This is a genomic window from Pseudomonas guariconensis (assembly GCF_024127895.1).
Taxonomy (GTDB): Bacteria; Pseudomonadota; Gammaproteobacteria; order Pseudomonadales; family Pseudomonadaceae; genus Aquipseudomonas; species Aquipseudomonas guariconensis_B.
The window spans coordinates 190,934-213,650 of the sequence record NZ_JAMYBK010000005.1 but is presented as its reverse complement, the minus strand read 5'-3'; the positions used below and the strand labels follow the sequence as shown (position 1 = coordinate 213,650).

Annotated in this window: 23 protein-coding genes; 12 read left to right on the top strand and 11 right to left on the bottom strand. The window is 65.0% G+C overall.

What is annotated here, in order from left to right:
* Positions 1 to 60 precede the first annotated feature (60 nt).
* The 6 genes from urtA (at position 61) to NJF35_RS08760 (ending at position 6,205) form a co-directional block, all read left to right on the top strand.
* Entirely contained in the window at positions 61 to 1,326 is a 1,266-nt protein-coding gene (urtA, locus tag NJF35_RS08785; RefSeq protein WP_225790611.1) for an urea ABC transporter substrate-binding protein, read from the top strand.
* A 119-nt stretch (positions 1,327 to 1,445) separates the two neighbouring features.
* Positions 1,446 to 2,933 carry an urea ABC transporter permease subunit UrtB gene (gene urtB / locus NJF35_RS08780; protein ID WP_225790610.1) on the top strand — a complete coding sequence of 496 codons (1,488 nt, stop codon included), beginning with the start codon at positions 1,446 to 1,448 and terminating at the stop codon, positions 2,931 to 2,933.
* On the top strand, positions 2,933 to 4,012 hold the full coding sequence (gene urtC / locus NJF35_RS08775) for an urea ABC transporter permease subunit UrtC (protein WP_225790609.1): 1,080 nt from the start codon (positions 2,933 to 2,935) through the stop codon (positions 4,010 to 4,012). Before urtB ends, urtC begins: the two co-directional genes overlap by 1 nt.
* A complete protein-coding gene (gene urtD, locus NJF35_RS08770) occupies positions 4,009 to 4,866 on the top strand; it encodes an urea ABC transporter ATP-binding protein UrtD (protein ID WP_225790608.1) in 858 nt (285 codons plus the stop codon). Before urtC ends, urtD begins: the two co-directional genes overlap by 4 nt.
* Before the next feature lie 90 nt (positions 4,867 to 4,956).
* Complete coding sequence (gene urtE / locus NJF35_RS08765) at positions 4,957 to 5,655, top strand: urea ABC transporter ATP-binding subunit UrtE (RefSeq protein WP_225790607.1); 699 nt, start codon at positions 4,957 to 4,959, stop codon at positions 5,653 to 5,655.
* Between the two features lie 31 nt (positions 5,656 to 5,686).
* Positions 5,687 to 6,205 carry a GNAT family N-acetyltransferase gene (locus NJF35_RS08760; protein WP_225790606.1) on the top strand — a complete coding sequence of 173 codons (519 nt, stop codon included), beginning with the start codon at positions 5,687 to 5,689 and terminating at the stop codon, positions 6,203 to 6,205.
* Positions 6,206 to 6,235: 30 nt separating this feature from the next.
* On the opposite strand, the gene NJF35_RS08755 is transcribed toward NJF35_RS08760, so the two are convergent.
* Positions 6,236 to 6,541 carry a chaperone modulator CbpM gene (locus tag NJF35_RS08755; protein WP_225790605.1) on the bottom strand — a complete coding sequence of 102 codons (306 nt, stop codon included), beginning with the start codon at positions 6,539 to 6,541 and terminating at the stop codon, positions 6,236 to 6,238.
* Positions 6,542 to 6,543: 2 nt separating this feature from the next.
* Entirely contained in the window at positions 6,544 to 7,491 is a 948-nt protein-coding gene (cbpA, locus tag NJF35_RS08750; RefSeq protein WP_225790604.1) for a curved DNA-binding protein, read from the bottom strand.
* 166 nt (positions 7,492 to 7,657) lie between these two features.
* Between cbpA and NJF35_RS08745 the strand changes: the two genes are divergently transcribed.
* Positions 7,658 to 8,929 carry an Hsp70 family protein gene (locus NJF35_RS08745; RefSeq protein WP_225790603.1) on the top strand — a complete coding sequence of 424 codons (1,272 nt, stop codon included), beginning with the start codon at positions 7,658 to 7,660 and terminating at the stop codon, positions 8,927 to 8,929.
* 234 nt (positions 8,930 to 9,163) lie between these two features.
* Here NJF35_RS08745 and NJF35_RS08740 read toward each other — a convergent pair whose 3' ends face one another.
* The 3 genes from NJF35_RS08740 to NJF35_RS08730 all read right to left on the bottom strand — a co-directional run bounded on the left by NJF35_RS08740 (position 9,164) and on the right by NJF35_RS08730 (position 11,486).
* Positions 9,164 to 10,171 (bottom strand): AI-2E family transporter, encoded by a 1,008-nt coding sequence (locus NJF35_RS08740; protein WP_225790602.1) that lies wholly within the window; start codon positions 10,169 to 10,171, stop codon positions 9,164 to 9,166.
* Between the two features lie 78 nt (positions 10,172 to 10,249).
* The gene (locus tag NJF35_RS08735) at positions 10,250 to 10,522 is read right to left on the bottom strand and encodes a PsiF family protein (protein ID WP_225790601.1); all 273 of its coding nucleotides are present in this window, start codon (positions 10,520 to 10,522) and stop codon (positions 10,250 to 10,252) included.
* Positions 10,523 to 10,595: 73 nt separating this feature from the next.
* A complete protein-coding gene (locus tag NJF35_RS08730; RefSeq protein WP_225790600.1) occupies positions 10,596 to 11,486 on the bottom strand; it encodes an esterase/lipase family protein in 891 nt (296 codons plus the stop codon).
* Positions 11,487 to 11,607: 121 nt separating this feature from the next.
* On the opposite strand from NJF35_RS08730, the gene osmE reads away from it, so the two are divergent.
* Both osmE and NJF35_RS08720 read left to right on the top strand, forming a co-directional pair.
* The gene (osmE, locus tag NJF35_RS08725) at positions 11,608 to 11,949 is read left to right on the top strand and encodes an osmotically-inducible lipoprotein OsmE (RefSeq protein ID WP_225790599.1); all 342 of its coding nucleotides are present in this window, start codon (positions 11,608 to 11,610) and stop codon (positions 11,947 to 11,949) included.
* Positions 11,950 to 11,996: 47 nt separating this feature from the next.
* Positions 11,997 to 12,527: a bacterioferritin gene (locus NJF35_RS08720; RefSeq protein WP_225790598.1), complete on the top strand. Its 531-nt coding sequence runs from the start codon at positions 11,997 to 11,999 to the stop codon at positions 12,525 to 12,527.
* A gap of 51 nt (positions 12,528 to 12,578) precedes the next feature.
* On the opposite strand, the gene NJF35_RS08715 is transcribed toward NJF35_RS08720, so the two are convergent.
* The gene (locus NJF35_RS08715; protein ID WP_225790597.1) at positions 12,579 to 14,642 is read right to left on the bottom strand and encodes an AsmA family protein; all 2,064 of its coding nucleotides are present in this window, start codon (positions 14,640 to 14,642) and stop codon (positions 12,579 to 12,581) included.
* Positions 14,643 to 14,984: 342 nt separating this feature from the next.
* On the opposite strand from NJF35_RS08715, the gene NJF35_RS08710 reads away from it, so the two are divergent.
* The 3 genes from NJF35_RS08710 (at position 14,985) to NJF35_RS08700 (ending at position 17,437) form a co-directional block, all read left to right on the top strand.
* Positions 14,985 to 15,440 (top strand): phage infection protein, encoded by a 456-nt coding sequence (locus NJF35_RS08710; RefSeq protein ID WP_225790596.1) that lies wholly within the window; start codon positions 14,985 to 14,987, stop codon positions 15,438 to 15,440.
* Positions 15,441 to 15,562: 122 nt separating this feature from the next.
* Positions 15,563 to 16,195 carry a TetR family transcriptional regulator gene (locus NJF35_RS08705; RefSeq protein ID WP_225790595.1) on the top strand — a complete coding sequence of 211 codons (633 nt, stop codon included), beginning with the start codon at positions 15,563 to 15,565 and terminating at the stop codon, positions 16,193 to 16,195.
* Positions 16,196 to 16,327: 132 nt separating this feature from the next.
* Positions 16,328 to 17,437 carry an AGE family epimerase/isomerase gene (locus NJF35_RS08700; RefSeq protein ID WP_253090954.1) on the top strand — a complete coding sequence of 370 codons (1,110 nt, stop codon included), beginning with the start codon at positions 16,328 to 16,330 and terminating at the stop codon, positions 17,435 to 17,437.
* A 25-nt stretch (positions 17,438 to 17,462) separates the two neighbouring features.
* On the opposite strand, the gene NJF35_RS08695 is transcribed toward NJF35_RS08700, so the two are convergent.
* The 5 genes from NJF35_RS08695 to NJF35_RS08675 form a co-directional block, all read right to left on the bottom strand.
* Entirely contained in the window at positions 17,463 to 18,230 is a 768-nt protein-coding gene (locus NJF35_RS08695; protein ID WP_225788974.1) for an SDR family oxidoreductase, read from the bottom strand.
* 610 nt (positions 18,231 to 18,840) lie between these two features.
* Positions 18,841 to 19,557, bottom strand: coding sequence for an ABC transporter ATP-binding protein (locus tag NJF35_RS08690; protein ID WP_225788973.1), 717 nt, complete (start codon positions 19,555 to 19,557; stop codon positions 18,841 to 18,843).
* Complete coding sequence (locus NJF35_RS08685) at positions 19,554 to 20,429, bottom strand: ABC transporter ATP-binding protein (protein WP_225788972.1); 876 nt, start codon at positions 20,427 to 20,429, stop codon at positions 19,554 to 19,556. Before NJF35_RS08685 ends, NJF35_RS08690 begins: the two co-directional genes overlap by 4 nt.
* Positions 20,426 to 21,715 (bottom strand): high-affinity branched-chain amino acid ABC transporter permease LivM, encoded by a 1,290-nt coding sequence (gene livM, locus NJF35_RS08680; RefSeq protein WP_225788971.1) that lies wholly within the window; start codon positions 21,713 to 21,715, stop codon positions 20,426 to 20,428. Before livM ends, NJF35_RS08685 begins: the two co-directional genes overlap by 4 nt.
* A 2-nt stretch (positions 21,716 to 21,717) precedes the next feature.
* Complete coding sequence (locus NJF35_RS08675) at positions 21,718 to 22,632, bottom strand: ABC transporter permease subunit (protein WP_225788970.1); 915 nt, start codon at positions 22,630 to 22,632, stop codon at positions 21,718 to 21,720.
* Positions 22,633 to 22,717: the final 85 nt, after the last annotated feature.

Sequence of the window (22,717 nt, the reverse complement as noted above, 5' to 3'; positions counted from 1 at the left end):
AGCCCTTGCAATCGCCCTCCCCGAGTCGCCACACCCCACCGAACTCAACGGAGAGAGCACATGAAGCGTCGCAGTCTGATCAAGGCCGTCACCCTCAGCGCCAGCCTGGCCGCCATGGGTCTGAGCTGGACCCTCCAGGCCGCCGAGACCATCAAGGTCGGTATCCTGCATTCGCTGTCCGGGACCATGGCGATCTCCGAGACGTCGCTCAAGGACATGGCCCTGATGACCATCGAGCAGATCAACGCCAAGGGCGGGGTGAACGGCAAGCTGCTGGAGCCCGTGGTGGTGGACCCGGCCTCGAACTGGCCGCTGTTCGCCGAGAAGAGCCGCCAGTTGCTGACCCAGGACAAGGTCGCGGTGGTGTTCGGCTGCTGGACCTCGGTGTCGCGCAAGTCGGTGCTGCCGGTATTCGAGGAGCTCGACGGCCTGCTGTTCTACCCGGTGCAGTACGAGGGCGAGGAGATGTCGCCCAACGTCTTCTATACCGGCGCGGCACCGAACCAGCAGGCCATCCCGGCGGTGGAATACCTGATGAGCGAAGACGGCGGCGAAGCCAAGCGCTTCTTCCTGCTCGGCACCGACTACGTCTACCCGCGCACCACCAACAAGATCCTGCGCGCCTTCCTGCACAGCAAGGGCGTGGCCGACAAGGACATCGAAGAGGTGTACACACCGTTCGGCCACAGCGACTACCAGACCATCGTCGCCAACATCAAGAAATTCGCCGCCGGCGGCAAGACGGCGGTGATCTCCACGGTCAACGGCGATTCCAACGTGCCCTTCTACAAGGAGCTGGCCAACCAGGGCCTGAAGGCCACCGAGGTACCGGTGGTGGCGTTCTCGGTGGGCGAGGAGGAGCTGCGTGGCATCGACACCAAGCCACTGGTGGGCCACCTGGCGGCGTGGAACTACTTCGAGTCGGTGGACAACCCGGTCAACCAACGCTTCGTCGCCGACTGGAAGGCCTATGCCAAGGCCAAGAACCTGCCGGGCGCCGACAAGGCGGTGACCAACGACCCGATGGAGGCCACCTACGTGGGCATCCATATGTGGGCACAGGCCGTGGAGAAGGCCGGCAGCACCGAGGTCGCCAAGGTCCGCGAGGCCCTGGCCGGGCAGAGCTTCCAGGCACCGTCGGGTTACACCCTGACCATGGACAAGAGCAACCACCACCTGCACAAGCCAGTGATGATCGGCGAAATCCAGGACGACGGGCAGTTCAGCGTGGTCTGGGAAACCGAACAGCCGTTGCGGGCGCAGCCCTGGAGCCCGTTCATTCCGGGCAACGAAAAGCGGCCTGACTATGCAGTGAAAGGCAACTGAGTGCCCAGGGGCCGCTCTGCGGCCCAGTCACCGGCAAGCCCGCGCCCACTGCCCTCAAGCGCTGCGGCGTCGTGGTGGGCTTGCCGGCGATGAATTCACCGCTGATCCGGGATACCCTCATGTACCGACTCCTGCTCACGCTCTTGCTCCTGCTGCCCCTGGCAACCCAGGCCAGCGAGGGCGAATTCTTCCTCGCCGCCAAAGCCAACGAACAGGCCCGCCTGCTCCTGGGCTGGGCAGCGCAACCCGAGCCCTCGCGGCTGGCGCTGCTGAGCGCGCTCAAGCAGGGCCGCATCGCCGAAGGCGACACCCGCAAGGTGCGCCTGAACAACCGACTGCGCGGGCTGATCGACAACGCCCTGGCCAGCCACCAGTTGTTCAGCGACGACAGCGACCTGCGCCTGGCCGCTGCCCGTCAATTGCAAAAGAGCGCGCAGCCGGCGCAGGTGGCCTTCCTCGACCGGCGCTTGGCCAGCGAGCCGGACGCCGCCGTGCATGCCGCCCTCGGCCTGGCCCTGGCCAACCTGCAGTTGGGCGCCAGCGAGCCTGCGGTACGCCTGGCGGCCGTGCGCCTGCTCGGCGAAACCGGTGACCCGCTGGCCCGCACGCGCCTGGAGGCCCTGCTGCAACCGGACGCGGAAAGCGACCCGGCCGTACGTACCGCCGCCGAAACCAGCCTGGCCCAGGTCAAGCGCAAGTTGCTGGTCGGCGAGCTGCTCGGCCAGGCCTTCAGCGGCCTGTCCCTGGGCTCGGTCCTGCTGCTGGCGGCCCTGGGCCTGGCGATCACCTTCGGCCTGCTGGGGGTGATCAACATGGCCCATGGCGAGATGCTCATGCTGGGCGCCTACACCACCTACCTGGTTCAGGTACTGGTGCAGCGCCACGCCCCCGGGGCCATCGAGTTCTACCCGTTGATCGCCCTGCCGGTGGCCTTCGCCGTCAGCGCCGGGGTCGGCATGGCGCTGGAGCGCACGGTGATCCGTCACTTGTACGGCCGGCCGTTGGAAACCCTGCTGGCGACCTGGGGCATCAGCCTGATCCTGATCCAGGCCATCCGCCTGCTGTTCGGCGCGCAGAACGTCGAAGTGGGCAACCCGGCCTGGCTGTCCGGCGGCATCCAGGTGCTGCCGAACCTGGTGCTGCCCTACAACCGCCTGGTGATCATCGGCTTCGCCCTGGCCGTGGTGCTGCTCACCTGGCTGCTGCTCAACCGCACACGGTTGGGCCTGCACGTACGCGCCGTGACCCAGAACCGCAACATGGCTGCCTGCTGCGGCGTCGCCACCGGCCGGGTGGACATGCTCGCCTTCGGCCTTGGCTCGGGCATCGCCGGGCTGGGCGGCGTGGCCCTGAGCCAGGTGGGCAACGTCGGCCCCGACCTTGGCCAGGGCTACATCATCGACTCGTTCCTGGTGGTGGTGCTCGGCGGTGTCGGCCAGCTCGCCGGCAGCCTCTGGGCCGCCTTCGGCCTAGGGATCGCCAACAAGCTGCTGGAGCCGCAGATCGGTGCGGTACTCGGCAAGATCCTCATCCTTGCGCTGATCATCCTGTTCATCCAGAAGCGTCCGCAAGGCCTGTTCGCCCTCAAGGGACGGGTAATCGACTGATGAACCAGCCACTGCTTGTCACTGCCACGCAAAAGGCCGGGCCACGCCTGGCACTGGCCATCGGCGCCGTCGTCGTCCTGGTGCTGCTGGCCCTGCCGCTGTTGTCGCTACTACCGGCGACGCACCCGCTGCAGGTCTCGGCCTACACCCTGACCCTGGTCGGCAAGATCCTCTGCTACGCCATCGTCGCCCTGGCGCTGGACCTGGTCTGGGGCTATGCCGGGTTGCTGTCCCTGGGCCACGGCCTATTCTTCGCCCTCGGCGGCTACGCCATGGGCATGTACCTGATGCGCCAGGCGGCGGGCGACGGCCTGCCCGGGTTCATGACCTTCCTGTCGTGGAACGAGCTGCCCTGGTACTGGGCCGGCACCCAGCACTTTGCCTGGGCCCTGTGCCTGGTGGTGCTCGCCCCTGGGCTGCTGGCCCTGGTGTTCGGCTGGTTCGCCTTCCGTTCGCGGATCAAGGGCGTGTACTTCTCGATCATGACCCAGGCCCTGACCTTCGCCGCCATGCTGCTGTTCTTTCGCAACGAGACGGGCTTCGGTGGCAACAACGGCTTCACCAGCTTCCGCACCCTGCTGGGCTTCGACATCGCCGCCCCGGGCACCCGGGCAGTGCTGTTCCTGCTCACCGTGGCCCTGTTGCTGGGCAGCCTGTACCTGTGCTGGCGCCTGACCCAAAGCAAGTTCGGCCGCCTGCTCACCGCGCTGCGCGATGCCGAGAACCGCCTGATGTTCTGCGGCTACGACCCACGCGGCTTCAAGCTGCTGGTGTGGGTGCTCAGCGCCGTGTTGTGCGGCCTGGCCGGAGCCCTGTACGTGCCGCAGGTGGGCATCATCAACCCCAGCGAGATGTCGCCGACCAACTCTATCGAAGCCGCCGTGTGGGTCGCCCTGGGCGGGCGTGGCACGCTGCTCGGCCCGTTGCTCGGCGCAGGCCTGGTCAATGGCATGAAGAGCTGGTTCACCGTGGCCTTCCCGGAGTTCTGGCTGTTCTTCCTCGGCGCCCTGTTCATCCTGGTCACGCTGTACCTGCCCAAGGGCGTGGTCGGCCTGCTGAAGAAAAGGAGCCAGCCATGAAAGGCGTGCCCCCGGTGCATCCGGAATTCATGCTCGAACCGGTGTTCGATCAGCTCGGTGCCGGCCGCGACGCCATCGGCCTCGGCCAGCGCCGCAGCGCCGGCCTCGATGCGCGCCATGGCACGGTGCTGAGCCTGGAGGACATCAGTGTCAGCTTCGATGGCTTCAAGGCGCTCAACGCGCTGAACCTGTACATCGGCGTTGGCGAGCTGCGCTGCATCATCGGCCCCAATGGCGCCGGCAAGACCACGCTGATGGACGTGATCACCGGCAAGACCCGCCCGGACACCGGCAGCGCGTTCTTCGGCGACACCCTCGACCTGACGCACCTGAGCGAGTACCAGATCGCCCAGGCCGGCATTGGCCGCAAGTTCCAGAAGCCCACGGTATTCGAAGCCCTGAGCGTCTACGAGAACCTGGAGCTGGCACTCAAGATGGACAAGTCGGTATGGGCCAGCCTGGTCACGCGGTTGTCGGGCGAACAGCGCCAGCGCATCGAGCAGGTGCTGGCGACCCTGCGCCTGCTGCCACTGGCGCAGCGCCAGGCGGGCCTGTTGTCCCATGGGCAGAAGCAGTTCCTGGAGATCGGCATGCTGCTGGTGCAGGAGCCGCAGTTGCTGTTGCTCGACGAACCGGTGGCGGGCATGACCGATGCCGAGACCGAGTTCACCGCCGAACTGTTCAAGGGCCTGGCCGGCCGGCATTCGCTGATGGTGGTGGAGCATGACATGGGGTTCGTCGGCAGCATTGCCGACCATGTCACGGTGCTGCACCAGGGCAGCGTACTGGCCGAAGGCTCGCTGGAGCAGGTGCAGGCGGATGAACGGGTAGTCGAGGTTTATCTCGGGCGCTGACGCGCCCTCAAGCGCCAAGCGGCAAGATGTCCCGAGCGGCTTTTACTTGCAGCTTGCCGCTCGGATCTGCCAGTAACGAGGAATGTCGAAGTGCTCCAAATCAGTGAATTGCATCAGTACTACGGCGGCAGCCACATCCTGCGCGGCCTGTCCTTCGAGGCCAAGGTCGGCGAAGTCACCTGCCTGCTCGGCCGCAACGGCGTGGGCAAGACCACCCTGCTGCGCTGCCTGATGGGGCTGGTGCCGGCACGCGAGGGCAGCGTGCACTGGGAGCAGCAGGACATCACTCGCTTCAAGCCCCAGCAGCGGGTCCAGGCTGGCATCGCCTATGTGCCGCAGGGCCGCGAGGTCTTCCCGCGGCTCACCGTCGAGGAAAACCTGCTGATGGGCCTGTCGCGCTTCCCCGCCCGCGAAGCGCGCGAGGTACCGGCCTTCATCTACGAACTGTTCCCGGTGCTGGAGCAGATGAAGCAACGCCGTGGCGGCGACCTGTCCGGAGGCCAGCAGCAGCAACTGGCCATCGGCCGTGCCCTGGCCAGCCGCCCACGCCTGCTGATCCTCGACGAACCCACCGAAGGCATCCAGCCGTCGGTGATCAAGGAGATCGGCGCGGTGATCCGCCAGCTGGCCGATCGCGGCGACCTGGCCATCCTGCTGGTGGAGCAGTTCTACGACTTCGCCGAGGCCCTGGCCGACCAGTACCTGGTGATGGCCCGGGGTGAGATCGTCCAGCGTGGCCGTGGCGAAAACATGCAAGCTGAAGGTGTGCGCGGCCTGGTAACCATTTAATCTGCACCGATCCACCCTGCGAGACGCTGTCATGAACCACGTAATCCGCGACGCCCTGCCCGACGACGTGCCGGGGATCCTCGACATCTACAACGACGCCGTGCGCAACACCACGGCGATCTGGAACGAAACGCCGGTCGATTTGGCCAACCGCCAGGCCTGGTTCGAGGCCCGGGCGCAGCAGGGCTACCCGATCCTGGTGGCGGTGGATGACAGTGGCGTGCTGGGCTACGCCTCGTTCGGCGACTGGCGGCCGTTCGAGGGTTTTCGGCATACCGTGGAGCACTCGGTCTACATCCGCGATGACCAGCGCGGCAAGGGCCTGGGGCCGCTGCTGATGCAGGCGCTGGTGGAGCGGGCGCGGGCATGTGGCAAGCATGTGATGGTCGCCGCCATCGAGAGCGGCAACGCGGCGTCGATCCGCCTGCATGAGCGGCTGGGGTTCGTGGTGACAGGGCAGATGCCGCAGGTAGGGGTGAAGTTCGGCAAGTGGCTGGACCTGACCTTCATGCAACTGATGCTCGACCCGGGGGCCGAACCCAAGCGCTGAGGCGAGGGCCGCAAGGCGGCCCCAATCCGCTCACATCTGGATGAACCTGCCCAACCGCTGGCGCAGCATGCTGTTCTCGCTGCGCAGTTGCTGCACCTCTTCCAGCAGCTCCAGCGCCAGCGCCACGCCTTCCCATTCCAGCTCCAGCTCCTCGTGCAGCTTGGCCGCACGCTTGGCGAGCCAGGGTGCCTGGTCGTCGAACAACCAGTCCTCCGGCGTTCGCCCCGAAGGTTCAACGATGCCGTGCTCGACGATTTCGATCACGCAGTCGGCCGTGAGGTCGGCCTCCTGACAGAGGGTTCGCATGTCCAGTTGAACGATCAGGGTGCTGCTCATGATCAACTACTCCATTGTGTCCTCGGATTGAACGCAGCCTTCTCGGCGAGCTTGCTCCAGAGTTCGCGGGCGGCCGCATCCGACTGGCTGGGCATGACCACCTTGAGCTGGGCATAGAGGTCGCCACGCTGGCCCTGCTTGTTGGCCAGGCCCATGCCCTTGACCCGCAGGCGCTGGCCGCTCTGGCTGTCGGGGCGGATGGTCAGGTTGATCTTGCCGGTGAGGGTCGGCACCTCCACCTTGGCGCCCAGGGCAGCCTCCCAAGGCGCCAGGGGCACGGTGATGATCAGGTCATGACCTTCGACATCGAACAGCGGGTGCGGTGCCATGCGGATGGTCAGGAACAGGTCGCCGTTGGCCCCGCCAGCGACGCCCGGCGCCCCCTGGCCCTTGAGGCGGATACGCTCGCCATCGGTGACCCCGGCAGGGATACGCACGTTGAGGGTCTTGGTGGTGAAGCCGGTACGCTGGCCAGCGGCGTTGGTCTGCGGCACCTGGAAACTGATCTGCTTGGACTCCTTGCTCAGGGTTTCCTCGAGGAAGATCGCCAGCTCCAGTTCCACGTCCTGCCCTCGCCTGCCCGCGCTGCGTTGCTGACCACGGCCGAAGGGGTTGCCGCCCCGGGCACCGAAGATCGAACTGAAGAATTCCGAGAAATCCCCTGCCTCGAAGCCACCCTCAGCCCCACGGGCCTCCCAGCCCGGCGGTGCCTGGAAGGGCCGGCCGTGCTGGCCGCCGTACTTGCGGATCTCGTCGTACTCGGCGCGCTTTTGTGTATCGCCCAGCACTTCGTAGGCCTCGTTGGCCTCCTTGAATTTCTCCTCGGCGTCGCGCTCCTTGCTGACGTCGGGGTGATACTTGCGCGCGAGCTTGCGGTAGGCGGTCTTGATCGCCTTCTCGTCCGCCGTCGGCTCGACGCCGAGTATCTTGTAGTAGTCTTTGAAGTCCATCTAGGGGATCACCGTTCAGAATGTGTGCGTTGCATCTGAAGATAAGGGTCAAGCATAGCCTTTCAAGGCCTGCTTGGGGTTGCTCCAGAGCAGACGATCGGTCTTGATTCTGCTGGCCACTGGCATAAACTGCGCGGCCGTTTTGCCTCCGGAAGCCTTCCCCCCCATGTCTGACGTATCCCCGGCCCGTGCCTTGGGCATCGACTTCGGCACCTCCAACTCCACGGTCGGCTGGCACCGCCCCGGCGTGCAATCGCTGATCGCCCTGGAAGACGGCAAGATCACCCTGCCCTCGGTGGTCTTCTTCAATATCGAGGAACGCCGTCCGGTATACGGCCGCCTGGCCCTGCACGAATACCTGGAGGGCTACGAAGGACGCCTGATGCGCTCGCTCAAGAGCCTGCTCGGCTCCAAGCTGATCAAGCACGACACCAGCGTGCTGGGCACCGCCCTGCCGTTCAAGGACCTGCTGGGCATGTTCATCGGCGAGCTGAAGAAACGCGCCGAGGCCAATGCCGGCCGCAGCTTCGACGAGGTGGTGCTGGGCCGCCCGGTGTTCTTCGTCGACGAAGACCCGACCGCCGACCAGGAGGCCGAGGACACCCTGGCCGAGGTGGCGCGCAAGGTCGGCTTCAAGGAGGTTTCGTTCCAGTACGAGCCGATCGCCGCGGCGTTCGACTACGAGTCGGGCATCGACCGTGAGGAACTGGTGCTGATCGTCGACATCGGCGGTGGTACCTCGGACTTCTCGCTGATCCGCCTGTCGCCCGAGCGTCACCTGCTCGATGAGCGCCACAGCGACATCCTCGCCACTGGCGGCGTGCACATCGGCGGTACCGACTTCGACAAGCAGTTGAGCCTGCAAGGCGTGATGCCGCTGTTCGGTTACGGCAGCCGGATGAAAAGCCAGGCGTTGATGCCCACCAGCTACCACCTGAACCTGGCCACCTGGCACACCATCAACGCGCTGTATTCGCAAAAATCCCAGTTGGCCCTGGGCAGCATGCGCTACGACATCGAGGACACCCTGGGTATCGATCGCCTGTTCAAGCTGATCGAGCAGCGTGCCGGGCACTGGCTGGCCATGGAAGTGGAGGCCAGCAAGATCGAGCTGACCGAACAGGAGCGCCGGCACATCGACCTGGGCCGCATCGAACCGGCGCTGGGTGTGGACCTGACCCGTGCGCTGTTCGAGGATGCCATCGAGGGGCTGCTGGGGCGTGTGCGTGGCAGCGTCGGCGAACTGCTGACCAAGGCCGGCGTGCGCGAAAGCCAGGTGGACACGGTGTTCTTCACCGGCGGCTCCAGCGGCATCCCGGCCTTGCGCAACAGCGTCGCGGCGATGCTACCCAACGCCCGCCACGTGGAAGGCAATATCTTCGGCAGCATCGGCAGCGGCCTGGCGATCGAAGCCCGCAAACGCTACGGCGCGCTCTGAAGCTTCTAGCTACAAGCCACAAGCTGCAAGTAAAAGCAGGCCGGTGGGGTAATGCTGTTCACTTAAGTCTGATGTGACATCGATTGGGGCTGCCTTGCAGCCCTTCGCGGGCAAGCCCGCTCCCACAGGATCGTGCATTTGCAGCGTACTTGTGGGAGCGGGCTTGCCCGCGAAGGGCCGCAAGGCGGCCCCAATGGCTTAAGTGAACAGCATTAGGCCAGTGGAGTCGCCACTTCAGACCAGCTCGGCACGCTTGAGCTCGCTCTTGAGGTAGGCATAGTAGATCGGCCCCGCCACCACGCCCGGCAAGCCGAATGCCGCCTCGAACACCAGCATCGCCAACAGCAACTCCCACGACTTGGCACTGATCTGCCCGCCGACGATCCGCGCATTGAGGAAGTACTCGACCTTGTGGATCACGATCAAGTAGCCCAGGGCGGCCACCGCCACCCAGATCGACAGGGACAGCCCGACGATGGTGATCAGGGTGTTGGACATCAGGTTGCCGATCACCGGCAACAGGCCCAGCAGGAAAGTCAGCACGATCAAGGTCTTGGTCAGCGGCAGGTGCACCCCGAACAACGGGAACACCACCGCCAGGAAGATGCCGGTGAAGAAGGTGTTGAGCAGGGAAATCTTGATCTGGGCGAAGACGATGTTGCGAAACGCCTGCACCAGCAGGCTCAGGCGCTCGAACAGCGCCGCGGCCAGGGGCTTGCGCCGGGATATGTCGGGAATGCGCTGCAAGGCGACGATGGCACCGAGGATCATGCCGATCAGCAGGGTGACGAACATGTGCGCCATGCCCTTGCCCACCAGTTGCAGCTCGCCCAGGTGGCTCTTGAGCCAGTCGCCGATGGCCACCTTGAACTCCGCAGCGCTGGCCGGCAGGTAGCCGTCGATGAACGGCGGCAACTGGGCGCGCGCCCGCTCCACCAGGGCCATGAACTTGTCCAGCGAAGCACCGGGGTTCTCGGCCTCGTGCAGGAGGAAACTGAAGGCACCGGCGAACACCAAGGTCAGGGTACTGACCACCAGCGTGCCGAGCAGGGCCACGGCCAACCAGCGCGCACGCTGGCCGGCGATCAACGGCTGCAGCCTGGGGGTGAGCATGTTGACCAGCTCGAACACCAGCAGGCCGGCCAGCAGGCTGGGCAGCAACTTCAGGGGGAGCGCCAGCAGCAGGCCGGCAAGCACGATGATCCAACTGGCCAGGGTGATCTGGCGAGGGGTGAAGGTCATACAGCCTCAACGGCAGACAACAGAAAAGACCCGCAGTCTGCCAGCCTTCGTCCTACAAACATAGTGACTCGGCGCAGCTCACTTCTTCTTCAGGCAGTCGCTCATGAACGCCTTGCGCTCATCGCCCTTGAGGGCCTTGGCAGTGGCGTTGGCGTTGCAGGTCTTCATCTTCTCCTGCTGGGTGACCTTGAGGCACTTGCTCATGAACGCCTTGCGTTCATCCCCTTTCAGGGCCTGTTCGGTGGCTTCGGCATTGCAGGTCTTCATCTTTTCCTGCTGGGCGGTGGCGGCGAATCCCTGCGCGCTGATCAACACACCCAACACCAACAACGGCACTTGCAGCACTTTCATGGAGTGGTCTCCTTGTCTCCGTGCCCGCTGCACGGTCGTCGTGCAGAGTGTAGACAAGAATTTTTACATCTCCCTACAAGCCTGCGGCCTTGAGCCGTGCAGCGTGCTCGGTGAACAGCCGCACCGGGTCGGCGCCCTTGCCCACCGCGCCGAGGGACTGGTTGACGATGTCCAGGTGGTCGAGCGGATAGTCGTCGCCGATGACCTGGCCCAGGTGCGAGCTGTAGCGCCCGACCATGCCGTCGCATTGGCCCTTCTCGCGCGTGAAGGTGCGGGCGAACAACCGGCAGAAGCGGTTGCTGCCGTCGAAGCGGTTGCGCCCCTGGTCGGTACGCCCCGGTTGCAGGGTGCCGGACCACGAGTAATAGCGCACGCCATCGACCTCGGCCGGGCCCTCGCCCCCCCAGGAGGTCGGCAGGCCCTGTGGATAAGCCTGGTTGAACAGGGCCACGCCGGCGCTAGTGAGGGACTGGTGCGAGGCGTGCACGTCGATCGGCAGCGGCTCGCGCCGCCAGCCGGTTTCCAGCCATACCAGCAACACCGCAAGGCCATGCAGCACAGCCTTGAGTATCCGCCCCTGGGGTGAGTCGCCCGGGGCCTTGTGCGCCAGGTAGTCGGCCAGCTCCGAGCCCTGGTTGGGCCCGGCCACCGAGGTCACCGACGCCACCCGGTCGGGCCTCTTCGCCGCCGCGTAGCGGGCGCTGAGGGCCCCCTGGCTGTGGCCGATCAGGTTGACCCGTTCGGCCCCGGTCCGCCGGCAGATGTCCTCGATGATCGCCAGCAGCTGTTCGCCACGGACTTCGCTGGCATGCAGCGGCGACACCTGCACAGGGAATACCTGCGCTCCACCCCGGCGCAGCGCCGGAACGATGCCATACCAGTACGGATAGAGCAGCACCCGCACGAAACCGAGCATGCCCGGTACCAGCACCAGTGGGTAGCGCGTGGCCAGGTCCTGGTTCATGGCCTCTCCCTCTCCTTGGTCAGTCGGCCAACACTACAGGGCCGGGGCCAGGCATCGCAATCGAACTCCTGGCGCGCCATGCGGTTCCAACCAGAACAGACCCTGAGCAAGGAGCGGGACCATGTACAAGCAGACCCTGGCAATCCTTCTGGCGGGCGCGACCCTGGCCGCCTGCGGCAGCCGCCCGGAAAACCCGGTGGACTACGTCACCTACCGCGACGAGCCGCTGGTCAAGCAGGTCGAGAACGGCATGACCATGCAGAAGGTCATCGCCATCGGCGGCAGCCCGTCGAAGGTGAGCGACCTGCCCCATGGCGGCACCTGCAACGACTACATCCTCAACCGCGACGGCCACCAGCAGCCCTACTACGTACGCTTCGACGCCACCGGCCATGTCGATGCCAAGGGCTTCAAGACCTGCCAGCAACGAGAAGAGGACCGCGAGGCCGTACCCGGCGCGTGAGCCCTCCCTGACACCCCGTGACCACCCTGATCCTTTCGGAGATGAACATGAACGCTACCGAACTGACCGATGTGCAGACCCTGCGCGAGCGCGCCCGCCAGCATGTCGAGCAAGGCGCCGTGACCGAGGGCTACAGTGCCGATCGCGACAGGATCCTGCGCCTGCTCAATGAATCGCTGGCCACCGAGCTGGTCTGCACCCTGCGCTACAAGCGCCACTACTTCATGGCCAGCGGCATCAAGGCCAGCGTCGCCGCCGAGGAGTTCCTCGAGCATGCCAACCAGGAGGCCGAGCACGCCGACAAGCTGGCCGAGCGCATCGTCCAGCTCGGTGGCGAGCCGGATTTCAACCCGGACAACCTGAGCAAGAACGCCCACGCCCAGTACGTCGCGGGCAGTACCTTGAAAGAGATGGTCCTGGAGGACTTGGTGGCCGAGCGCATCGCCATCGACAGCTACCGCGAGATCATCCAGTACATCGGCGAGAAAGACCCGACCACCCGGCGCATCTTCGAAGACATCCTGGCCCAGGAAGAAGAGCACGCCGACGACATGGCGGACCTGCTCAAAGGCTTGTGATCCACTGGGGCCGCTGTGCGGCCCCAGCGTTTGCCAGCCCCCTGCCCGAAGCTACTTGCGCCCCTTCACCGCCGCCGGCGCCTTGCCGGCCTGCATCTGTTCGAGCAGCGGCGTGCACTGGTTCGGCTCGTCCCCACTCGGCGCGATCAGTGCCAGTAGCCCTGCCGCAGGGCCGATCGCCACGCCCAGCGCCACCATCCCGGCGCCTCGCAGGGCCAGCGGCACCGCCTGCACCCCGGCGCTGGGCTTGGCGAACGGCCCACGCACGTACAACGGCGAACGCAGCGAGAACAAGCGCACGCCCTTCGATTCGGGGGTGATCTTCAAGTCCAACTGCTCGCTGGCGAAGTTGGCCGTACCGTCGACATGGATGATCGCGTTCTCGGTATCGAAGACGAACAACCGCGTGGTCGCCAGGCCATCCTTGATGCCCACGTCGGCCGCCGCGCAGTTGATCTTCACCTCCTCGTCGCCGAACAACTTGCCGATCACATAGTTGCCCACGTTGAGCCCGGCGATTTCCATCAGGCCCCGGCTGATGGCGCCATCGTTGATGAGCAGGCGCAGGTCGCCATTGGAGGTGCCGAGCAGGGCCGCCACCGAATTACCGCGCCCACCCAGGTCGGCATCACCGTTGAGTTCGCCGAAGCTGGTCTGCATGGGCGCGAAGCTGGGGAACAGTTGCTTGAGCTTGAAGCCCCGGGCGGTCAGCCGGGCGCGGCCTTGCATCGGCACCGTGCGACCGTCCAGGCGGATGTTGGCATTGAGGTTGCCCCCGGCGACGCCGAAGCGCAGCGGCTCCAGGCGCAACAGGCCGTCCTCGAGCAAGACACGGGCGGACAGGTCGTTGAACGGCAGTTGCTCGCTGTGCACGATGCGCTTGCCGCTGAAGGTAACGTCGGCATCCATCGCCCGCCAGCGCTCGGTGCGAAACTCCTCCACCGGCAAGACCTTGCCTGCCGGCTGCTTGCTGGCGCCACCACGGGCCTTCTGCTCGACGTTGGAGTCGGCGCCGATCAACGGGGCCAGGTCCTTGAACAGCAGTTGGTTGGACACCAGGTTGCCGGCGAGCTTCGGCCGCGGCTGGCTGGCGACGAAGGCCAGGTCGCCATGGATGTCGCTGTCGCCGATCTTGCCGTTGAAGCCTTCGTAGCGGAACCGCGCGCCGTCCGGGTCCTGCAGGTTGGCGGTGAGGTGGCCGTCGGTGGAATAGGCCGGCGTGTCCGGCAAGGTCACGCCAGTCAGGGGATACAGGTTGCCCAGGCTGCTGCCGGACAGGCGCAGGCGCAGGTCGAGCGCGCCGAGGTTGCGTGGGTCGGTCAGGGTACCGGCAAGGGCCGCCCGGGTGTCGCCGATGCGCACGTCGGCCTGCAGCGGGAACGGCTGGCTGGCATCCTGCAGCGCCAGCAGGCCACCGATCTTGCCGGTGCCGGACACCGCCTGGCCTTTGTAGCGGCCCTGGGCCTTGAGGCCGAAGGCATAGTCCTGGGCGCCCCCGGCCTTCTCGGCGCTGGCCTTGCCGACGATCTCGCTGAACGGGATCGGCTTGCCCAGCGGGTCGATCTGCACCTTCATGCTGGTTTTCAGGATCTGGTCGTCGAAGCTGACGTTGCCCTGGTCGAAGCCGATGGCGCCGATGTCCAGCACCCACTTGGACGGCTCGGCATTTTCGTCCTCGGGCCCGAAGTCGAAGGTCCAGTTGGCCCGGCCATCGGCCAGGCGGGTAAGGCTGGCGGTGGGCTTGGTCAGGTCGATGCGCGGGATGACGATCTGCTGGAACGCCAGAGGCACGGGCGACAGGCGGAACTCCACGCGCTCCAGGCCGACCATCTGCGGCGTCTTCAGCCAGTCTGGATTGCCCAGGGTCAGGTCTTCGGCGATGAAGTGCGGCCAGGGCACCCAGGCCCGCCAACCACCCTCCTGCGGCTCGGTACGCCACTGCACGGCGAGGTTGCCGTTGATCGCGAACGGCCGGTGCAGGGCCTCGGAGACTTTCTCGTTGAGCAGCGGCTTGATGCGGTTCCAGTCGAACGTGGCGATCACCACCACCAGTATCGCCAACAGGGTCAACAGGCTGGCGAGGCTCCAGGTGAGGATTCTGACGGGACGCATCATTGCGTGATTCTCCTGACGACGACATGGCACAAAGCGGGCGTGACGATGGCACACATTATGTCGGACTGATGAAAGTCCGCTGGGTTTAATTCACCACCCCTGGAATGACGACTTTCCTGACCCCTTTCTCAGTTTCTGGCCGAGAAACAGATCCGGCGTCAGCTGAAAAACCTGCTAGCACATTGCCTTCAAATCCTCTGCCAGCCTTGCCTTAGAGCCTTCACGACCCTGTATCAACGCGGTCGATTGTCACCATTATCCGTATGAACTTTTCTCTGGCGTTACCGAGCGTAGCATTGGCTTCGTACCCACTTTCCAGCCCCCCAGAGGAGCACCGATATCATGAAACGCCACCTGCTGCTGAGCCTGACCTTGTCCATCCTGGCCGCCAATGCCTTCGCCCTGCCAGCCGAAGAACAGCACCTGAGCGCCGAGTCCCGTACCAGCTCGGCCGAAATCGCCCAACCGCTGAAGACCTTGGCCGAGGGTGGCGCTGATCGTCTGCAGGAACGTGCCGCCCGCGTCGCCGAAGGGGGTTCCGACCGCCTGATCGAACGCAACAACCGCGTCGCCGAGGGGGGCTCCGACCGCCTGATCGAGCGCAACAACCGTGTCGCCGAAGGGGGCTCCGACCGCCTGATCGAGCGCAACAACCGTGTCGCCGAAGGGGGCTCCGATCGCCTGATCGAGCGCAACAACCGTGTCGCCGAGGGTGGCTCCGACCGCCTGATCGAACGCAACAACCGTGTCGCCGAAGGGGGCTCCGACCGCCTGATCGAAATCAGCCGCATGAGCTGATCGTCATGGCCAAGAACAACAACCCGCCGCGCAGCACCTGCTCTCCCCCAAGCCCGGTCCATTGACCGGGCTTCGTTTTTTTATCCAGAATGCCCAGCCGTACAACCACAGAAGCCCGCCCCATGCTGCCGCGCGCCGAACAGAAGCTACAGACACGCCAGGCCCTGCTGGATGCCGCCTGCCAGCTCATGGAGAGCGGCCGTGGCTTCGGCAGCATCAGCCTGCGCGAAGTGGCCAAGGCCGCCGGCATCGTGCCCACCGGTTTCTACCGACACTTCCCCGACATGGACGCGCTGGGCCTTGCCCTGGTCGCCGAGGTCGACGCGACCTTCCGCCAAACCATCCGTCTGGTGCGGCAAAACGAATTCGAGCTGGGCGGCATCACCGACGCCTCGGTACGCATCTTCCTCGATGTGGTCGCCGCCCACCGCGCCCAGTTCCTGTTCCTCGCCCGCGAGCAGTACGGCGGCTCCCAGGCGGTGCGCCAGGCCATCGCCCGCTTGCGCCAGGACATCAGCGCCGACCTGGCCACCGACCTCGCCCGCATGCCCCGCTGGCAGCACCTGGATGCCGCCGCCCTGGCGGTGATGGCCGACCTGGTGGTCAAGACGGTGTTCGCCACCCTGCCGGAACTGATCGACAGCCCAGGCCCCGACGACCCGCAAGCGCTTACGCCCCAGGAAAAGATCACCCAGCAGCTGCGTTTCATCTTCGTCGGCGCGCGGCATTGGCAGGGCCTCGGTAACCCGGGGTAAGCACAGCGGGGATCTGTAAGTAAAAGCAAAAATCAAAATCTGCGCAGGCATGCTTTTTCTTGCAGCTTGCAGCTTGCAGCTTGCCGCTAGCTGCTACCATGACGCACTGCCCGATTGCGACGAGCACGCCCCATGTCCGACCCCCGCCCCACCCCGCCCGAGCTACGCCCCTACGTGGCCCGTTTCCGCCAGCATTTCGCCGAGCGTATCGTGCCCTTGTGGCAAGGCCCTGGCTGGAATGCCGAGATGGCCCTGCCCTACGAGGCGCTCGACGGTCAGCACCGGCCACTGCCGGTGCAGCGCTACCGGGCCATGGCCTGCGCCCGCCAACTGTACCTGTTCAGCAGTCGCATCGAGCAGCCGGGCGCGGCCGAGCGGGCCGCAGCGCTGTTCCGCTCGCTGCAACGGCATTTCCATGATGCCGAGCACGGCGGCTGGTTCTACAGCATCGATGCCGAAGGCCAGCCCCTCGACCGGCGCAAGGACCTCTACACCCATGCCTTCATCGTCTTCGCCTGCGCCCATTACTGGGGCAAGGTGCGCGAGCCACTGGTCGAGGCCAAGCTGAATGCGGCGCTGAGCATCGTCGCCGAGCGTTTCGCCCGGGATGATGGGTTGTACGAGGCAAGCCTGGACGAAGACTGGTCGGCACTGGGCAGCGGCCCTTTGCAGAACCCGCAGATGCATCTGGCCGAAGCCTTCCTGCAAACGCTGGCAGTACGCGAGGACGAGCAGGTACGACAGGCGCTGTTGCAGCTGTGCGAAGCCTTGCAGGTGCATTTCATCGACCCGGCCCACGGCCTGATGCTGGAGAAACCCCGCGGTGCTGTGGATAACTGGTTCGAGCCTGGGCATCAATTCGAGTGGTTCTACCTGCTCGATACCTCGCCACTGCTGCGTGGCGGCCCGTTGCACGGCTCCCTTGCCCGCGCCTTCGCATACGCCGAACAACAGGGCGTGACGGATTCGGCGGTGCTGGCGATGCTGGATGTGCAGGGCAATGTGACCGATCCGACCCAGCGCATCTGGGCCCAGGCCGAGTACTTGCGGGCACTGGCGCTTCGACCGGGTAGCGAGGAAAGGTTGCTACGCCAGTTGCAGGCGCTGGAAACGCGCTTCCTGCATCCAGGCGGCTGGCACGAGTGCCGCGATGGCAACGGCGCGGTCAGCCGGCATGACATGCCGTCGACCACGCCCTATCACCTGGCGACCTGCCTGGAAAGCTTGCGGCAGCTGGGCTGAAGCGTTCGCGACGCGCCCCCTGAATTCACCCCTTGGCCGACCGATCGATCGCAAACCCCGCCCAATCCTGGCTCACCGGCATCAGCTCGAGGCTGTTGATGTTGATATGCGCCGGCTGGTTGAGGATCCAGAAGATGGTCTCGGCGATATCCTGCGGCTGGATCGGCTCGATACCGGCATAGGTCGCGTCGTAGCGCGCCTGGTCGCCGCCGAAGCGCACCAGGGAGAACTCGCTCTCGCACATCCCAGGCTCGATATTGCTGACCCGTACGCCCGTGCCGCGCAGGTCGCAACGCAGGCTCAGGGAGAACTGACCGACGAAGGCCTTGGTGCCGCCGTACACATGGCTGCCCGGATAGGGGTAGATGCCCGCCACCGAACCGACATTGAGGATGGTCGCGCCACGGCCATGGGCGATCAGCCGTGGCAGCAGCAGGCGGGTGGTGTACATCAGGCCCTTGATGTTGGTGTCGACCATGGTTTCCCAATCGTCCAGGTCGCAGTTCTGCGCCGGCTCCGCGCCCAGGGCGAGGCCGGCGTTGTTGACCAGGCCGCGCAGCGTGTCGAAGGCCGGCGGCAGGTTGGCGATGGCCTGCTCCATGGCCTTGCGGTCGCGCACATCGACCACCAGGCCATGCACCTCGGTCTTGGCCGACAGCTCGGCGCACAGGGCGTCCAGGCGCTCCTTGCGCCGGCCGGTGAGCACCAGCTTCCAGCCCGCTTCGGCGAAACGGCGGGCGGCGGCCTCGCCGAACCCGGAAGTCGCGCCAGTGATGAATACGGTGGACGTCATGCTGTTCTCCTTCGCTGTGCTGTGAATTGCCTCGGCAGGTCTTGAAGCATGCCCGCCACCGGCGTTGCCAGCAAGTCGTCGATGGTACTGCCCAATAAATGAACAGCATGGTAGAACCCTTGTGGTAGAGGGGCTGACGCGTGCTATACGCATCTTATCCACAGGGCTTTCCCCACGGATTGGGGGCAACTCGTCGGGTCGCTGGAACCCTTTTTCATCGGAGCGCTGGGCAACGATGGTCGAGTGATGGCGCAACGCTTTCAAGGATGCCGCCTGCAGCGGTCTGTCCAAGGCTTTCACACAGAGTTATCCACAGGAATCGACGGCACTGGAAATACGTGCGCATGATCCGGAAAACGCAGTGAAATCATCCACATGGGAACTTTGATCAAAAGATGACCAGCAGGCTACAGGGCAGGTATATCAAGGGCTAGAGCGATATGCCACCATGTTTTCCACAGCCGGTTCCACATTTTCCGTGGAAAATTCGGGCCTGTGGAAACAATGACTTGCGAGGCGATCCTAGTGTGCTTCGTGTGAGTTGTGCGACAAGTTGTCCACATGGCCATGAACAGCCGGGGGCGCGAAGCGGCCCCCGTATCGAACGCAATCAATGCCCGCCCAGATAGGCGTTACGCACCTCCTCGTTGACCAGCAGTTCATGCCCCGTCCCGGTCATGCGGATCTGCCCGTTGACCATCACGTAGGCCCGGTCGGACAGCTTCAGCGCATGGTTGGCGTTCTGCTCCACCAGGAAGATGGTCATCCCGGTCTTGGCCAGTTCGCGCAAGGTGGCGAAGATCTGCTTGACCACGATCGGCGCCAGCCCCAGCGAGGGCTCGTCGAGCAGCAGCAGCTTGGGCCGGCTCATCAGCGCACGGGCGATGGCGAGCATCTGCTGCTCGCCGCCGGACATGGTCATGGCACGCTGGTTACGCCGCTCCTTGAGCCGCGGGAACAGCTCGTACATGCGCTGCATGTCCTCGTCGGCGTGCTTGTCGCCGATAGGGATGGTGCCCATCATCAGGTTTTCCTCGACGGTCATGTCGGGGAACACCCGGCGCCCTTCCGGCGACTGGGCGATGCCGTTGGAGGCGATGAAGTGCGACGACTTGCGGGTGATGTCGGTGCCGCGATAGACGATCTGCCCGGACGCCGCCCGTGGCTGGCCGAAGATCGACATCAGCAGGGTCGACTTGCCGGCGCCATTGGCGCCGATCAGGCTCACCGTCTCGCCTTCGTTGATGTGCAGGCTGACTTTCTTCAATGCCTGGATCGGCCCGTAGAACACGTCCAGATCCTTCAGTTCGAGAATGGGTGCACTCATACCAGTTCCTCTTCGTCGGCACCCAGGTAGGCGGCGATCACCGTCGGGTTGTTGCGGATCTCCTGTGGCGCGCCCTCGGCGATCAGTTTGCCGTGGTCGAGCACGACGATATGGTCGGAGATGCTCATGACCATGCCCATGTCGTGCTCGATCAGCACCACGGTGATGTCGTGCTCGTCGCGCAGCACGCGGATCATGCGGCTCAGGGCCTCGGTTTCCTGGGGGTTGAGGCCGGCGGCCGGCTCGTCCAGGCAGATGATCTTCGGCCGCGTGCACATGGCCCTGGCGATCTCCAGGCGGCGCTGCTGGCCGTAGGAGAGTTCGCCGGCCAGGCGGTTGGCGCAGTCGACCAGGTCCACCACCTCCAGCCAGTAGAACGCGTGGTCCAGGGCATCGCTCTCGGCCTTGCGGTAGGCCTTGGTGTTGAGCACGCCGGCCAGCAGGTTGCGGTTGACCCACATGTGCTGGGCCACCAGCAGGTTCTCCACCACCGACATTTCCTTGAACAGGCGGATGTTCTGGAAGGTGCGTGCCAGCCCCGCGCGGTTGACCAGGTGAGTACCGCCGAACATCTTGTAGTACAAGCGGTTGGCGAAACGCGCCGGCGACACGAAGTCCGCCACCTGGAAGCGCTCGCCGAGCAACTGGATGACGTCGGTACGGGTACCGCGCACATTCAGCTCGATGCGCCCGCCACTGGCCTTGTAGAAGCCGGTCAAGCAGTTGAACACCGTGGTCTTGCCGGCACCGTTGGGGCCGATCAGGGCAAAGATCTGGTTGCGCCGGACCTTGAGGCTGACATCGCTGAGCGCCTTGATGCCGCCGAACTGCATCATCAGGTTGTCGACCGAGAGAATGACTTCGTCGTTCATGGCGCCACTCCTTTACGCGGGACCACACCGGTGCGGCTGATGCGGATCAGCCCACGCGGTCGCCAGATCATCATCAGCACCATCAGCACGCCGAACAGCAGCACCCGGTACTCGGAGAAGCTGCGCAGCAGCTCCGGCGCCACGGTCAGCACGAACGCCGCGATCACCACGCCCACGGTCGAGCCCATGCCGCCGAGTACGACGATGGCCAGGATCAGCGCCGACTCGAAGAAGGTGAACGACGACGGGTTGACGAAGCCCTGGTACGTGGCGAAGAACACCCCGGCCAGGCCTGCGGTGGAAGCGCCGATGGTGAAGGCCGAGAGCTTGACCAGCACATGGTTCAGGCCCATGGAACGGCAGGCGATCTCGTCCTCGCGCAGGGCTTCCCAGGCGCGCCCCACCGGCATGCGGGTCAGCCGGTGCTTGATGTACAGCACCGCCAGCACCACCAGGAACAGCACGACGTAGATGAACAGGAATTTCAGGTTGGGGTTGTAGTCGATGCCGAAGAACTCATGGAACGGCACCCCGCCATCCTTGGCCCGACGGCCGAACTCCAGGCCCAGGAAGGTCGGCGATGGCGCCGGCATGCCGTTGGGGCCGCCGGTGAACGACAGCCAGTTGTTCAGCACCAGGCGGATGATCTCGCCGAAGCCCAAGGTCACGATGGCCAGGTAGTCGCCGTGCATGCGCAACACCGGGAACCCGAGGATGCACCCCGCCAGCGCCGCCGCGATCGCCGCCAGCGGCAGCACGCTCCAGAAGCCGAGCCCCAGGTACTGGTAGCCCAGCGCCAGGCCGTAGGCGCCGATGGCGTAGAAGGCCACGTAGCCCAGGTCGAGCAGCCCGGCCAGGCCGACCACGATGTTCAGGCCCAAGCCCAGCAGCACGTAGATCAGGCCGAGGATGACCACGGTCAGCAGGTACTTGTTGGCGAAAACCGGGAAGACGATGGCGACCACGATCAGCAGGGGGATGATGTAACGCAGTCGCGACTTGTAGTCCGGCGCCCGCACGTGCACGCCCGAACCGCCACTCTCGAAGCCGTGCAGGATGTGCCGGCCAGTGCCGCTCTGGAAGAACAGGCTGAGCAAGAAGCGCCCCACCATCACCCCGCCGACCAGCCAGGCCACACGGGTGGGTTCGGCATTGAAGCTGTAGCCATCGAGCACCACCCCGACCACGGGGCCGAACACGATCAGGGCCAGCAAGCCCGCGACGACGGTTTCCAGCAGGCTGCGTTTGATGTCGAAACCGGAAGAAGCAATATTGGCAGCGGACATGTTCACACCTTAGCCACGAGCGGGCGACCCAGCAGGCCTTGGGGACGGAAGATCAGGATCAGCACCAGCAGCGAGAAGCTGAACACATCCTTGTAGTCGGAGTTGATCAAACCGGAGAACAGCGACTCGGAAATCCCCAGGACGATCCCGCCCAGCATGGCGCCAGGGAGCGAGCCGATACCGCCGAGCACCGCGGCGGTGAACGCCTTGATACCGATGATGAAGCCGGCATAGAAGTCGAAAGTGCCGTAGTTCATGGTGATCAGCACGCCAGCCAGGGCGGCCATCACCGCGCCGATGACGAACACGTAGGAGATCACCCGGTCGGTGTTGATCCCCAGGATCGAGGCCATCTTGCGGTCCTGCTGGGTGGCACGGCACATGCGTCCGAGCTTGGTGTACTTGATCACGTAGGTGAGCAGGGCCATGCCGACGAAGGCCGCGACCAGGATGAAAATCTTGGTGTAGGTCAGTTGCACGAAGCCTGTGCCCACCTCGACGCGCCAGGCGCCTTCGAGCAGGGTCGGCACGCCTTGCTGGCGGGCGCCCTGGCTGATCTGCGCGTAGTTCTGCAAGATCAGCGAGATGCCGATGGCGCTGATCAGCGGCGCCAGGCGGGTGGAGTTACGCAGGGGCTTGTAGGCGATGCGTTCGATGGTGAAGCCATAGACGCCGGTGATGACGATGGTGAACAACAAGGTTCCCAGCATCAGCAGCGGAAACGACTCGATACCGAAATAAGCCAGCAATGCCAGGCTGATCGCCGCGAGGTACGCGGAGATCATATACACCTCGCCGTGCGCGAAGTTGATCATGCCGATGATGCCATAGACCATTGTGTAGCCGATGGCGATCAGACCATAGACCGACCCGAGGGTCAGCCCATTGATCAGTTGCTGCAGGAAAATACCATCCATAACGCAATCTCACCTGATTGAGATTGCACGAGCGCCGACCACGGCGGGCCTGGAATGACGCGGCCCTCGCAGCGCAGAACTGGTG

What these genes read in the sequence shown, in the direction of transcription:
- urtA (WP_225790611.1), top strand. Translation starts at nt 61, where the DNA reads ATGAAGCGTCGCAGTCTGATCAAGGCCGTCACCCTCAGCGCCAGCCTG.
- urtB (WP_225790610.1), top strand. Translation starts at nt 1,446, where the DNA reads ATGTACCGACTCCTGCTCACGCTCTTGCTCCTGCTGCCCCTGGCAACC.
- urtC (WP_225790609.1), top strand. Translation starts at nt 2,933, where the DNA reads ATGAACCAGCCACTGCTTGTCACTGCCACGCAAAAGGCCGGGCCACGC.
- urtD (WP_225790608.1), top strand. Translation starts at nt 4,009, where the DNA reads ATGAAAGGCGTGCCCCCGGTGCATCCGGAATTCATGCTCGAACCGGTG.
- NJF35_RS08760 (WP_225790606.1), top strand. Translation starts at nt 5,687, where the DNA reads ATGAACCACGTAATCCGCGACGCCCTGCCCGACGACGTGCCGGGGATC.
- NJF35_RS08755 (WP_225790605.1), bottom strand. Translation starts at nt 6,541, where the DNA reads ATGAGCAGCACCCTGATCGTTCAACTGGACATGCGAACCCTCTGTCAG.
- cbpA (WP_225790604.1), bottom strand. Translation starts at nt 7,491, where the DNA reads ATGGACTTCAAAGACTACTACAAGATACTCGGCGTCGAGCCGACGGCG.
- NJF35_RS08745 (WP_225790603.1), top strand. Translation starts at nt 7,658, where the DNA reads ATGTCTGACGTATCCCCGGCCCGTGCCTTGGGCATCGACTTCGGCACC.
- NJF35_RS08740 (WP_225790602.1), bottom strand. Translation starts at nt 10,171, where the DNA reads ATGACCTTCACCCCTCGCCAGATCACCCTGGCCAGTTGGATCATCGTG.
- NJF35_RS08735 (WP_225790601.1), bottom strand. Translation starts at nt 10,522, where the DNA reads ATGAAAGTGCTGCAAGTGCCGTTGTTGGTGTTGGGTGTGTTGATCAGC.
- NJF35_RS08730 (WP_225790600.1), bottom strand. Translation starts at nt 11,486, where the DNA reads ATGAACCAGGACCTGGCCACGCGCTACCCACTGGTGCTGGTACCGGGC.
- osmE (WP_225790599.1), top strand. Translation starts at nt 11,608, where the DNA reads ATGTACAAGCAGACCCTGGCAATCCTTCTGGCGGGCGCGACCCTGGCC.
- NJF35_RS08720 (WP_225790598.1), top strand. Translation starts at nt 11,997, where the DNA reads ATGAACGCTACCGAACTGACCGATGTGCAGACCCTGCGCGAGCGCGCC.
- NJF35_RS08715 (WP_225790597.1), bottom strand. Translation starts at nt 14,642, where the DNA reads ATGATGCGTCCCGTCAGAATCCTCACCTGGAGCCTCGCCAGCCTGTTG.
- NJF35_RS08710 (WP_225790596.1), top strand. Translation starts at nt 14,985, where the DNA reads ATGAAACGCCACCTGCTGCTGAGCCTGACCTTGTCCATCCTGGCCGCC.
- NJF35_RS08705 (WP_225790595.1), top strand. Translation starts at nt 15,563, where the DNA reads ATGCTGCCGCGCGCCGAACAGAAGCTACAGACACGCCAGGCCCTGCTG.
- NJF35_RS08700 (WP_253090954.1), top strand. Translation starts at nt 16,328, where the DNA reads ATGTCCGACCCCCGCCCCACCCCGCCCGAGCTACGCCCCTACGTGGCC.
- NJF35_RS08695 (WP_225788974.1), bottom strand. Translation starts at nt 18,230, where the DNA reads ATGACGTCCACCGTATTCATCACTGGCGCGACTTCCGGGTTCGGCGAG.
- NJF35_RS08690 (WP_225788973.1), bottom strand. Translation starts at nt 19,557, where the DNA reads ATGAGTGCACCCATTCTCGAACTGAAGGATCTGGACGTGTTCTACGGG.
- NJF35_RS08685 (WP_225788972.1), bottom strand. Translation starts at nt 20,429, where the DNA reads ATGAACGACGAAGTCATTCTCTCGGTCGACAACCTGATGATGCAGTTC.
- livM (WP_225788971.1), bottom strand. Translation starts at nt 21,715, where the DNA reads ATGTCCGCTGCCAATATTGCTTCTTCCGGTTTCGACATCAAACGCAGC.
- NJF35_RS08675 (WP_225788970.1), bottom strand. Translation starts at nt 22,632, where the DNA reads ATGGATGGTATTTTCCTGCAGCAACTGATCAATGGGCTGACCCTCGGG.